The 12,273-nt window shown below is 33.3% G+C and carries 11 protein-coding genes, 2 tRNA genes and 1 other annotated feature (1 of these 14 only partly in view); of the genes, 3 read left to right on the forward strand and 10 right to left on the reverse strand.

Annotation, left to right across the window (positions count from 1 at the left end; all coding sequences use genetic code 11):
- Positions 1-62 (reverse strand) — a binding site (T-box leader); it reaches 174 nt to the left of the window's first position.
- Positions 63-129: 67 nt separating this feature from the next.
- Positions 130-390 carry a zinc-ribbon domain-containing protein gene (locus RV15_RS04360; protein WP_071876829.1) on the reverse strand — a complete coding sequence of 87 codons (261 nt, stop codon included), beginning with the start codon at positions 388-390 and terminating at the stop codon, positions 130-132.
- 191 nt (positions 391-581) lie between these two features.
- Between RV15_RS04360 and RV15_RS04365 the strand changes: the two genes are divergently transcribed.
- Together RV15_RS04365 and RV15_RS04375 are read left to right on the forward strand one after the other, a co-directional pair.
- Positions 582-654, forward strand: a tRNA-Thr gene (locus tag RV15_RS04365).
- A 246-nt stretch (positions 655-900) separates the two neighbouring features.
- Positions 901-1,395: a GNAT family N-acetyltransferase gene (locus tag RV15_RS04375; RefSeq protein WP_071876831.1), complete on the forward strand. Its 495-nt coding sequence runs from the start codon at positions 901-903 to the stop codon at positions 1,393-1,395.
- 60 nt (positions 1,396-1,455) lie between these two features.
- Here RV15_RS04375 and rpoN read toward each other — a convergent pair whose 3' ends face one another.
- Positions 1,456-2,781 (reverse strand): RNA polymerase factor sigma-54, encoded by a 1,326-nt coding sequence (gene rpoN / locus RV15_RS04380; protein WP_071876832.1) that lies wholly within the window; start codon positions 2,779-2,781, stop codon positions 1,456-1,458.
- A gap of 59 nt (positions 2,782-2,840) precedes the next feature.
- Here rpoN and RV15_RS04385 point away from each other — a divergent pair.
- Positions 2,841-2,912, forward strand: a tRNA-Arg gene (locus RV15_RS04385).
- A gap of 270 nt (positions 2,913-3,182) precedes the next feature.
- Here RV15_RS04385 and RV15_RS04390 read toward each other — a convergent pair.
- The 8 genes from RV15_RS04390 to RV15_RS04425 form a co-directional block, all read right to left on the reverse strand.
- Entirely contained in the window at positions 3,183-3,512 is a 330-nt protein-coding gene (locus tag RV15_RS04390) for a hypothetical protein (RefSeq protein WP_071876833.1), read from the reverse strand.
- A gap of 211 nt (positions 3,513-3,723) precedes the next feature.
- On the reverse strand, positions 3,724-4,698 hold the full coding sequence (locus RV15_RS04395) for an ABC transporter permease (protein ID WP_071876834.1): 975 nt from the start codon (positions 4,696-4,698) through the stop codon (positions 3,724-3,726).
- Positions 4,695-5,441, reverse strand: a complete 747-nt coding sequence (locus tag RV15_RS04400; RefSeq protein ID WP_071876835.1) for an ABC transporter permease — start codon at positions 5,439-5,441, stop codon at positions 4,695-4,697. Before RV15_RS04400 ends, RV15_RS04395 begins: the two co-directional genes overlap by 4 nt.
- A 12-nt stretch (positions 5,442-5,453) precedes the next feature.
- Entirely contained in the window at positions 5,454-6,389 is a 936-nt protein-coding gene (locus tag RV15_RS04405; protein WP_071876836.1) for an ABC transporter ATP-binding protein, read from the reverse strand.
- A gap of 69 nt (positions 6,390-6,458) precedes the next feature.
- Complete coding sequence (locus RV15_RS04410; protein WP_071876837.1) at positions 6,459-7,808, reverse strand: MFS transporter; 1,350 nt, start codon at positions 7,806-7,808, stop codon at positions 6,459-6,461.
- A gap of 33 nt (positions 7,809-7,841) precedes the next feature.
- The gene (locus RV15_RS04415) at positions 7,842-8,624 is read right to left on the reverse strand and encodes an ABC transporter ATP-binding protein (protein WP_071876838.1); all 783 of its coding nucleotides are present in this window, start codon (positions 8,622-8,624) and stop codon (positions 7,842-7,844) included.
- 54 nt (positions 8,625-8,678) lie between these two features.
- Entirely contained in the window at positions 8,679-11,009 is a 2,331-nt protein-coding gene (locus tag RV15_RS04420; RefSeq protein WP_083429097.1) for an ABC transporter permease, read from the reverse strand.
- A 3-nt stretch (positions 11,010-11,012) separates the two neighbouring features.
- Complete coding sequence (locus RV15_RS04425; protein ID WP_071876839.1) at positions 11,013-12,272, reverse strand: MFS transporter; 1,260 nt, start codon at positions 12,270-12,272, stop codon at positions 11,013-11,015.
- Position 12,273: the final 1 nt, after the last annotated feature.

Genomic DNA, 12,273 nt, shown 5'->3' on the forward strand with positions numbered 1-12,273 from the left:
TCACCCACCGAGACTCTCTTGTAAAGCACGTCCAAATTTACTCTTCTCTTCAACGGACTATTATTCATTTGTTGTTACGTTGTATTCTACTGGAAAATAAATCCTCTGTCAAATCTTTTTTTCATTTTTTTATTCAGCGATTGTTTCTACGGTACTAACTAAGTATTGCGCTAAAACATCCTTAGATAATTCTTTTCCATATCCACAAATAGGACACAGCAAGTAATGACTGGATGATGTTGTAAAAAGTGGAATCCAAAATAACGTGAATTTCCGTCCGATTTGTTTTCCTTGCATGATCACTTCGTTGTTACAGTGACTGCAGTCACATTGAATTACTGTATCACCTAAATCTTTTTCAAATCCTGTACTACCCCAAACAATAAACATATTTATTTTCTCCCCTTTGATTCAGTTTAACAATATACACTAGCTTGTGTCAATAACATAGTTGAATACCCAATCAAATTGATCATTCATTATATAACACTTTTAAACTTTTTTTGATCTTGCATAGTGAACAGAAATTGATTGACAAAGCTGAGTTTCTACGGTAATCTGTTATTTGTATTATTAATAGTGCCGCCTTAGCTCAGCTGGTAGAGCACCACCATGGTAAGGTGGGGGTCGACGGTTCGAATCCGTCAGGTGGCTTATCGAAAGAGGATGGGACAGAAGTGTTTAACTCCGAGAAATAAGAAGGAATTCACGAAAATTGTTTTTCAAATTTTTGTGAATTTCAGCTTATTTCCGAAGGAGTTGCTTCTGCTCCCACCGTTTATTCGGATTCCTTGAGGCTGGGATGTAACTCATAGAGTTATAGCCCAGCCTCTTTTTGTTCTATTTTAGCAAAAAACAGATATAATAAAAGAAAATATACTTTTTAAGAGGTGAAACAGGTTGTCTAATTATGCAAATTTAAGCTTCGAATTCTATCAAAAAAATGACCAACATCTTTATTCTATTCTCACTAAAGATATTCGCGTGATGCGTTATATCACTGAAAAAGCAGAGTCTGAAGTTGAAGCTGCTGAAAATTTTGAAAAGATTTTAGCTTACAATACGACTCACACTGATCAAACTGGCTACTATAAAATCTTTGATCAAGATACCTATATTGGCTTTGGTAAATTATCTTGGGATGAAGAAAATAAAATCGAGATCGGTTACATGCTCTTACCCGAACAATGGGGACAAGGTTATGCTACACAAATAATAGCTCGTTTATTAAACCTGATAAAACAATCAGAACGACTCTCTCAAGCCACCACTTACGCCATAATCGATCCTAAAAATGGTGCATCAAAACATCTATTAGAAAAGAATCACTTTGTCTCTGTCTGGCAAGGTATCGAAGCTGGCTTACTTTCTGAGCATTTGATTTGGCAACCTTGATCTATTATTCCCAAAAACGTCTAACCCTTTGAGCAACCCTCAAGAGTTAGACGCTTTTTTTCAATCATCATATCGTTTTCGTTTAGACGAAGCTGGTATTCCCAATGCCTCCCGATATTTTGTAACGGTACGACGGGAAATTTCAATTTCTTGTTCTTTTAACAAATCTACTAGTTTCTGATCGGAGAGTGGTTTGGCTTTATTTTCGTTATCTACTAATGCTTGTAATTGTTTTTTGATACTGCTAGTTGAAGTTTCTTCTCCTGTATTATCATTCGATAAACCATGAGAGAAAAATGAACGTAGCTCAAAAACACCAAATTCCGTTTCTAAATATTTACCATTCACTGTTCGACTAACTGTAGATTCATGAATATTCAGCGTTTCCGCAATTTCTTTTAACGTCATTGGTTTTAACGGACGATCTTCTTTGAAAAAAAATTCTTGCTGACGTTGGACAATTTCTGTACCGACTCTTAAAATCGTATCGCCACGTTGAATAATCGTTTTTTCCAGCCATTCGAACTCATTTTTCTTTTCCTTGATGTAGTCCTGCACTTCTTTGTCATCCGTTGCTTCCATCCGTTCAAAATAAGCTTGTTGGAACTGAATAGTCGGGGTGCCAGTTTTATTGGAACGAACCGTTAGCTGCTTGTCTTTGATGCGTAGTGTTAAATCTGGGCGGATATATAACCCAGAAGTGGATTCAAAAATACTACCTGGCGCTGGTGTTAACGTTTGAATGTAATCAAAAATCGTTTGGATCTCCGATAATGCGACATCAAACTTTTTAGCGATCATTCCCCATTTACGATTAGCTAAATGATCGAATTCTTCTTCTATGACAATATAAGCTAACTCTGGTGCTGTTTCATCTCGCTCAATTTGCAGCAATAAACACTCATGCAAGTCTCTTGCCCCAACTCCTGCTGGATCTAATTGCTGAATCAACGTCAAAGCATCGAGCATTTCGATTGCTGTTGCTCCAGTTTTTAGCGTTGCCTCCTCTAAGTCGATCATCAAGTAGCCGTTTAAATCAATATATTCAACCAAAAATAATACTAGAGTACGCAGATAAGTATCCCGATAATTCAAATGAATTTGATCGATCAAATATTCAAAAAGCGAAGTATGCTCATCAGGAATTTGATTCAAATAATTATTTTCTTCATTCGTATATGTTCGACTACCGGAACTTGGAAAATCACCATAGTTTGTTTCTGTGTGAATATCGATCAATGGATTTTCTAGCGATTTAGCTTCTATGTATGCGAAAAGTTCTTCTGAATTGTACTGTAAAATCTGAATCGACTGCTGTAATTGCTGGGTCATTGCAAGTTTTTGGACTTGTTTTTGTTGTTGTGATAAATGTTGTTCAAATTTCATTATTTTGGTCCTCCCCCTTGTAATTTATCGAAATATCAGCTAAACTAGTAAACGTGCTTGCGCCCTTAGTGTAGTGGATATCACGTAAGATTCCGGTTCTTGAGACGGGGGTTCGATTCCCTCAGGGCGCGTTTTATAATTAGTACCCCCTTAACACTAAAGAGGGTATTTTTTTTATTCAAATTAAAACTTTTTTCCTCCCCTATTGTATCATAAAAAATGCCCTTATGTTTTTCAATTTCCAGCTGCTGATTATTTATCAGTCAATTAGTTCTTGCTCTTATGCATTCTTGATCATTTTTTAAAAAAGAAAAAGTCTAGGTTTTTATCCCTAGACTAATCTTCTAATTTATAATTAAATTTCTTATTAAAACTTTAAATCTAGTCAAAACATGTAAAAACTACTCAATTGCTTCTAAAAGTATGATCGGTGTGTTGTACATCACAACTCTAGAGTCTTCCGTATATATCTTTTTTATGACCCCTCTTTCCTCCATAACGATATCATAACAAACAGACAGACTTTCTATTGTAAATAACAGATTGCCTTTTTCTTGTATACTATTTATTTTTACCTCATCATTTATGGCTATTTTTCCTACTAAATTGGAGAGAATTAGTCTATGTCCATATAAAAACAACCTAACATAGCTAATTGCAAATTCATTTTCTTTATTTATTCGTTGTTCAACTTCATTTTTAATATTCTTGAAAAAATATTCTTTTTTCATTTTTACTCCTTTGTATCACTCTAAAAAATTGAATTGCTCTACTAAACTTTCCTCTAGGAAATACTGGTTGAATTTCTCTTGTCTTAGGTTTATCTTGCTTAACAGAACAATTGTTTTGAAGTGTGAATAAAATGAAATAAGAGCCAATATACATAACTAGTTGACTAAAATAAAAAAATTTATGCTCTCTAGACAATATATTCTATCTATTTTAATTCAGTTTATAATCTCTTTTAGTTTTAAAAATTGCAAGAACATAAAAGAGAACAATTAATAGACCAATATAAACCGTATTTGGGATTACTGTTGATAAGTCCTTCCCTATTTCGATATCTTTGAATAACAATATAAATCTCTTTTGAGGCATAACCTGAATTATTTTTTCTAACCAAAGATTACCTCCTTCGAATGAAAAGAAACTACCTGACAACATAGTTGTAATAATAATGAGTAGTGATCCAAACATGTTGGCTTTGTCACCCTCTTTGAAAATAGCTGCAATCAACAAAGAAAAACTTGTAGCAAATAGACAAACAAATAGTAACAGTAGGCTTAATTGCCAATAAGACATCCCAAACTCTTTTTGAAAGACTACATTCACACCAAAGATAAAGCACAATGTAGGGAGAAAAATTAAAAGAAAAGCAAATAATGAATGACCTATAAGTATTCGAACAAAGGAAATTGGCGCAGTAACAATACGCTCCAATAGATGTTTTTCTTTTTCTTCACTAAATAACATCATATTTGTTAAGCTAGCCATCATTAAAAACATCAGTAAGTAGCTGAGAAGTGTGACACCTAAACTATCTTTTGTATTACTTGATAGATCAGTTGAATTTATTGAATCTTCTAGCACATCAGTAAGTTGGGACTTGAAATTTTCACCTTTGATGGTCTCAATAGTATATCCTTTTAGCCCATCAGTAGAAACAATTGCATCATAACTACCTTTTACAAGTTCAGATTTCAATGGCTTTTGATCTACGTAAATTATATTTAACTGTTTTGATTGAATTGTCACTTCATTTTTTTCACCAACAACCGCAACTGTTGCTACAACTGCTGTCCGATTTGATAAAACAAAAGAAAGGATAATAACAGCTAGAATAAGCACAAACATAATTCCGATCCTAGCTATACTATTTTTAGTACGTAACCAGTCATTTTTAATTATACTTATCATAAATAATCCTCCCCTTTGAATAAGTAACCACAAAAAATAATACTAATTAGAGATAGTATCACTAGAATAATCAAACTAGGCAGAAATGCTTTCGTATGATCATCATAAATCAGTTGAAAAATTGTATCGGTTACTCTGGTCAGTGGAAGTATCTCACTAAATTTTTGGATTTGTTTGCTAATACTGGATAAAGGGAAAAACAAGCCTGAAGCAATGGCAATCAACGCACTAATCAAACTGATTAGTTGGTTTGCTACTCCTTCATCCTTAAAAATACAGCATACGAGCACCCCTAAACAGCAACAAAAGAAGTTCAACACTAAAAATAAAACCCATACTTGAATAGCTGCTACACCCATACCATAATTTGCGCCAAACAAAATAGAGAGAATCACTCCAGTTAGAGTGTAACAAACAGTAGTAAAAATAAAAGTTCCCATAATTTTGGCCAATGGAATAAATAATGATGGTACTGGCGAATAAATAATTCGCATATTTGGATTTTTAACACGTTCCTCTAAAAAGCAATTTGCAGAAAATGTTGCAGAATTCAATACACTGAAAATCATCATTGTTACGCCATAATAATCATAACTACTAAATTCCCCACCATACATTCCTTCAGTTAACAATCCTAAAATAACAGTAAGAGAAAATGGAAATGCAAATCCCATAATAAGCCATGATGGATTAATAAATAAACTAATTGTATCTTGTTGGAGTATTTTGAAAAAACGATACATTTGCTCCCCTCCTTATTCTCTTAAATAACGCCCAGTTAAATCAAGAAATACACTTTCCAAATTCCCAGTTTGTAACGAAATATTCATAATTATTTGATTTTGTTTTGTCAGACAAGTAATTATTTTATCCAAAATTTCTGCATCTCGCTTAACAAATATTTCCATGCGGTTATCATTTAAAATAACATTATCAACGCCGTCAATATCATAAAATAATTCTAATGAAAGTTCTCCGACTTTGTCTAAATCGATCATAATTTTTTTATTACCAGACAGCCGTTTCAGCTCTTCATTTGTCCCTGTAGCGATAATCTCACCATGGTCCATTATAATAATTCGAGTAGATATTTCTTCAACCTCCTCCATATAATGGGTTGTATAAAGAATAGTCATTCCATTCTCTCTCATTTTCCTTATTGACTCTAAAATATGATTTCTAGATTGCGGGTCAATTCCTACTGTTGGCTCATCCATGATTAATAGGTTAGGACGATGAGCAATTGCACAAGCAATATTTAATCTTCTTTTCATTCCTCCTGAAAAAGTATGTACTTTTTCTTTTCTTTTACTCACTAACCCAACAGACTCTAAGGAAAAATCAATACCTGCTTGCAGGCTATCACCTTTTAATCCATATAAAGACGCGAAAAACTTTACATTTTGTTCTGCAGTTAGATCTTCGTACAAAGCTAGATCTTGAGGAACAACTCCTAACTGTTTTTTGAAATTTTTTAAATCTTTGTAGATAGATTCGCCTTTATAAAGAATTTCACCTTTATCTAAATTAAGTGTACCGCAAATAATATTAATGGTTGTACTTTTGGCAGCACCATTCGGACCTAAGAAACATAAAATTTCCTGTTTATCGATTTCAAAAGATATACCCTGAACAACTTTTTTATCCCCATAACTTTTCTCTAAACCTTTCACACATAACAGTGTCTCCATTTAATCAATTCCTTTCCAACTATACTTATTTCCTCAATTCAATTTTATTAAAGCCCTTAAATAGATAAATTATGAAAGTTCAGACTCACTAAATGATTCATTCATCTCTGCTTCGACTGCCTGATCTCTAATAACATCTGCATTCTTACTTAGCAAGTTTATTTTAGAACTTTTAGAGAAATATACTCCTGTGCAACTTAATAAGATACCGGTGATGAAAAATAAGAACCCGATCCCTCTACTATTCCCTACCCCAAATATTTTTCCAAGAGATGGTGCTAAAATTCCGTTTGTAGCAAATATTGGTATAAATAAATAATCAGCAAGAGGGCCCGAAATAGCATAAGAAATTACAAAACCAAATTGAGAAACTAAACCAGTTATCCCCCAAACTCTGCCTTGAAAGGCTTCATCCACATTACTTCGTAATAATACATCAGCACTCATGTTGATAAATGGAAGAAAGGAGAAAAAACAAAATGCTGCCAACCCCAAGAAAACGATTGGAAAGTTCACTCCTAACAAGGAGATAGCTAAACCGGAAAATAGCAATGCCTTTCCCAGAGTCTGTTGCAACTGCCATTTACGTTTAGTTAGTCCGATAGCCAAACTACTAACCAACATTCCAACTGCCGCAAACGATTCAAATGTCCCTACTTGAGCAACATTAAGGCTAGAAAGTAGCAGCGGTTTGATCAAAGTTTGAAGAAATCCCATACTAAACGAGACAATTGTCATCGCTAAAATCAACGCTATAATCCCCTGTTTCTTCATCATGTAATCCCAGCCATTTTTTAAAGATAACAAGAACGGTTCTTCATGCTGTTCTTTCTTTTCTGTTGTCTTTTTGGCACGCATAACATATAAAATACTAGCAACTGTTACAAAAAAGGTACTGATATCAATCAATAAAATTTTCTCAATAGACATAAATTGTAATAGAATTCCCGCAAGTAAGGGAGCAAATAAAAACTTTGCTGCTCCAGCTAGTTGAACCAATCCACTAGCTTTTGAAAACTCATCTGGTGTCAAAATTTCAGTAATCGTCGCTCGATAAGCTGGTTCAAGTAGAGAAGAAAAAATAGAACTGATCGTTACACCAATGACAATAATCGTAAAACTGCTTGTCCCATTTTGTATGTGAAAATAAATAAATATTAAACCAACGGCTGAAAGAGAATCTCCAATCAACATTAATACTCGGCGATTAAATCGGTCAGCTAAGCCACCAGCTATCGGTGTAAGTAATACACTTGGCAAAAAAGAAAACAGTGTTAGTAGCGACAAATGAGTTGCTTCTCCAGTTTGCTGGTATACATAAATACTTAGAGCAAAGGAACTTAGACCATTACCAACTAACGAAACTAGTTCTCCGATCCAAAGAGCCATAAAATAGTTGAAATTACTTTTTTGTTTCATTTTCTCACTCTCCTTCAACACATTAATTTACGATTAAAAACCATTTTGCTTCAGCCATTGATTCATTTGTTCTTCCCGTTTCGTTAATTGTTCATTAGAATCAATTGCTTCTTTGTTAAATTTACCAAGCTGTTTTTCAGCTCTAATTTCTCCATCTATCATAAATAAAACTCTTTGTGAACGAGCAGCTACTCTGATATCGTGTGTTACTAGAACAATTGTTGTCCCTTCGCTGTTGATGTCCAACAAAATATTCAAAATTTCCTCTGTTGCTTTTGAATTTAAAGCACCTGTTGGCTCATCTCCGAAAATAATTTCTGGTTCATTGATCAACGCCCGGCAAATACCAACTCTTTGTAATTGACCACCTGAAGCCTCAGTAATGTCATGAGATTTGATCTCATCAATTCCCATTCGTTTCATTAATTGATTTGCATGCTCGTCTATTTCCTCTTTTTTTCTATTTTTAGCAATATATCCTGTATAAATAACGTTATCGAATAAGTTGAGATTTCTTAATAAGTAAATATCTTGAAAAATAAAGCCCATACGAGTTAACCTTAACTTTGCTAATTCTGCTTCACTTTTGTCTGCAATCTCTTCTCCATTTAACAAGACGTTACCTGAAGTCATTCTGTCCATTCCACTTATATTATATAAAAAAGTTGTTTTACCGGATCCAGAGGGACCCATAATTGATAGAAACTCTCCTCTTTCAATTTTTGCATCTATATCTTTTAAAACATGAACCTTTTGATTTTTACCTTGTTTAAATACCTTATTTAACTTGTTGACTTCGACTATTGTCTGACTCATAATTTCCTCCTGTTTTTTATTCATATTTCTATCGAACCAATTACAGCACCTTAATTAATTTTTAATTCGTTCTATAATATTCTTATTTTTAAATGCAAAATGAAAACATATTGTCGTCGAAAACATAACGATTGCCAACAGGAATATCGGTACTAATAAATAAACTTGTACAGGCAAAATAGTAAATGCAATTTTGGGCATCCCAAATGATGAACTCAATAAACTAACTAAGGTTGCTCCTAATGTATTAGATAATACTGTCCCAATAATAACTCCCACTACAGAAGCAAACATCACTCCCGACATAAATTGCAATGTTAGTTCTTTTACAGTTGTCCCTATTCCTAACTTTATACCATTTTCTTTTTGATTCCTTACAAGTAATAGCTGTAAGAAAAGCATACTCAGCAACACAATTAAAATAGTTGCGATAACCGTAGCGAGAATTGTCATCATGTGTATCTGTTTGATGGTATTTCCTAAAGTTTGATGCATGTAGTCATCCATATCTGTTATTTTTACATTGTTAAAAATTTTACTTAAATCTTTTACCTTTTTCTCTTTGACCACGTCATTAGTCAATTTTATATTTAACATATACCACATCAACTCTTCTGAGCTCCCTTTGACATTTCCTTTGGCAGACTTACCGCCATTAGTAATATCTTGATAGATACCTGTCACCTTGCAATTAATATCTCCTGTCTCTGATCGTAGCTGAACTGTATCTCCAACATTCGCTTTATACTCTTGGCTATTCAAATAAGATAGTGCAATTTCATTTTCATCAGAAGGAGCTTTTCCTTTAAGGTAAGTAAGTGGGAACGTTTGATAATCGCCTGATTCAACATTGATTGTCTCCCAGATATTTTCATCATTTTGAATTTTCAAACGATACGTTGTGTACCCCGTAAATTGGCTTATTTCATTATCGCTCTCTAGTTTCTTGACGATTTGATTATAGGTTTCATCCATCTGATTAACCGTTTGTAAATCGATCCGGATATCACTTTGTCCAACCCCCATATAAGAAATAAAAGAGGATGAATTCATTGTATTGTACATATTCAACGGAATTGTAATAATAAATGTACCAATAATAAACAATGTAATCAAAAAGAGATACGAGGAAAATTTTTCAATCACATCTTTTAGACCTAAAAAGATATGTGTATTGACTATTCTATTCTTAGATAATCTTAATAAAAAGCGTTTTTTCTTTTTGGTATTATTTTGTTTTAATGCATCGACTGCTGAAATTTTATTTATTCGCTTTAAAATACTTTGACAAAACAGGTAAATCACCAAGGAAACGAAAAGAATGGATAATAATGGGATTAGATATGAAAACATTGTTTTTGGCGTTTCCCCTAAATAAAGGGTCATGTTTCCCACAAATAAATCAGAAGTAAAAATCGAACCTACATAACCAATAAAAGAGCCTAATAATGTAATCGTCATATATTTTAATAAATAGATTCGTTTGATTTGTTTAGGTCTAACACCAATTGCCTTCAATGCACCAATCTCTGCCATATCTTCTTCCAAAGTAATTGAAAATGTGAATCTTAAAGCCAGCATAGATACTAAAATCAATAGAAGGCTAATAAATACGATAATCAAAGCAACAATTCCATCAGATAAACCATTAAGTAGCTTAAATATATTCCAATCTACCATTGGCCCTTGCTGAGGTAGATTATTTTCAGCATACATTGTTTGAAAAGCAGCAACATCTTTTCGATCTTTTAACTGGAATTCAATCAAATACTCAAATTCAGTCGCTGTCTTTGCTAAAGTTTCATAGTCTTTATCATTAATCAAAAAACGCTTAGAAGAAACGCCTGACGGATTCATCTGACCATCTCGAATGAATTCGGAAATGATAAATTCATATTTTTTACCATCGAATGTTACAGCTATTTTTTCACCTTTTTTTAATTGATATTGTTCATAATAATAAACAGGAACACCGATATGCTGTTCTGCAATTTTTGCCGGTTTATTTTCCATATTTAGTAGATAATCAAATTCTTTATTTTGATGGACAAATGAAACATCCATCACAGAATTTGTTTGTACATGATCATTAATCCGCAGATTTTTACCGTCCACAGTAAGTATTTTCGGTGTTTGCATTTTTTTGACTAGTCCACTTGATGTTGCAAAATCTGTTATCTTATTTTCATCAATATTCCCCTTATGCATTTGAACAACATCTGGCACTTCAGCTACTTTAAATAAGTCATCAATACTTTTTATAAGCGTCGAAGTGATAAAAAAACCAGTAGCAATGAAAAAAGTTGCCAATGCAATGCCCAATATTATCAGACTTGTTGTACTTTTTTTACGTAAAAAATCTCTCTTCAATAATCTGAAATTCATGTATTACTCCTTTTTAAGTCTATTTTTTTCTAAGCGGTTGATTTCTTTAGACTTCCATAAACAACACGATAGAATTATCGTTCCCAATCCTAAAATCATAAATAACAATCCGATTCCTCTTGAAGGTCCTACACCAATAATTTTCCCAAATGACTCTGCAAGTATCCCTTCTTTTTTTAAGAGAGGATTGAATACATAATCAGCTAAAATCCCTGAAGTTGCATATGCAAAAACATAGCCTAACTGTGAAATAACAGAAACAATTCCCCAAACACGCCCTTGGGCTTCATTAGGAATGTTTCCTCTTATCAGTACATCTATACCTGTGTTAATAAAAGGAAGCGTAAAGAAGAATAAAAACAGCATCCAACCTATAACTATTACATTAGTCGTAGAACCAATCAAAATTATAAATATACCAGCAAGAGCTAAACAAATGATCATGTTCCGACGTAAATGCTTATTCAAATTAAAGATACCTATAAACACACTGCTTACCAACATTCCTATTGCACCAATTGACTGTATCGTTCCTAAAACCTGCACAGATGTATACGACAGTAACATTGGTGTAAAAAGTGTTTCAATAAAACCTATAAAGAAAGTAACTGTTGACATAATTAAGAGCAACACCAAAACACCATATTGTTTATGAATCACCTGCCAACCACTTTTTAAATCTGCCAATACATGATTCTTGTTTTTTATTTTTGTTGTAGGTAATTCCACTGTTTTTTTTACATAATATAGTGTAATAATAGTCAAAAAAACTGTACAAATATCGAACATAACAAGAGTAGAAACTTCTACGAAAGTGAGTAAAAATCCTGCTGCCAAAGGAGCTAGCAAAAATTTTGCTGAAGAAGCTAGCTGAATGAGTCCGCTGGCTCTAGAATATTCTTCCTCTGATAATAGATCGGTCACCGTAGCACGATAACAAGGATCGATCAATGATACAAAAACCGAGTTCAAACCAATACATAAGCAGATCTGCCAAATCTGGATCGTTGTATTGATCATTAAAAACCACATGACTAACAATACTAGTGCTGAAAATAAATCTCCTACGATCATTAACGTCCTTCGATTGTATCGATCAGCCAAAACACCAGCAACTGGACTTAAAACAATCGCAGGTACAAAAGAGAAAAATGTTACCAAAGAAACACTTGTTGCTGTACTTGTCATTTGAAATACTAAAATACCAATTCCAAAAGCAGAAAGTCCACTACCTATACTGGAAATCATTTCGCCAAACCACATT

The organism is Enterococcus silesiacus (genome assembly GCF_001886225.1).
Taxonomy (GTDB): domain Bacteria; phylum Bacillota; class Bacilli; order Lactobacillales; family Enterococcaceae; genus Enterococcus_L; species Enterococcus_L silesiacus.

Bases quoted from the DNA above. Each gene is read 5' to 3' on its own strand.
- RV15_RS04405 (WP_071876836.1), bottom strand. From the start codon at position 6,389: ATGGAGACACTGTTATGTGTGAAAGGTTTAGAGAAAAGTTATGGGGAT.
- RV15_RS04425 (WP_071876839.1), bottom strand. From the start codon at position 12,272: ATGTGGTTTGGCGAAATGATTTCCAGTATAGGTAGTGGACTTTCTGCT.
- RV15_RS04410 (WP_071876837.1), bottom strand. From the start codon at position 7,808: ATGAAACAAAAAAGTAATTTCAACTATTTTATGGCTCTTTGGATCGGA.
- RV15_RS04400 (WP_071876835.1), bottom strand. From the start codon at position 5,441: ATGTATCGTTTTTTCAAAATACTCCAACAAGATACAATTAGTTTATTT.
- RV15_RS04390 (WP_071876833.1), bottom strand. From the start codon at position 3,512: ATGAAAAAAGAATATTTTTTCAAGAATATTAAAAATGAAGTTGAACAA.
- RV15_RS04415 (WP_071876838.1), bottom strand. From the start codon at position 8,624: ATGAGTCAGACAATAGTCGAAGTCAACAAGTTAAATAAGGTATTTAAA.
- RV15_RS04395 (WP_071876834.1), bottom strand. From the start codon at position 4,698: ATGATAAGTATAATTAAAAATGACTGGTTACGTACTAAAAATAGTATA.
- RV15_RS04360 (WP_071876829.1), bottom strand. From the start codon at position 390: ATGTTTATTGTTTGGGGTAGTACAGGATTTGAAAAAGATTTAGGTGAT.
- RV15_RS04420 (WP_083429097.1), bottom strand. From the start codon at position 11,009: ATGAATTTCAGATTATTGAAGAGAGATTTTTTACGTAAAAAAAGTACA.
- rpoN (WP_071876832.1), bottom strand. From the start codon at position 2,781: ATGAAATTTGAACAACATTTATCACAACAACAAAAACAAGTCCAAAAA.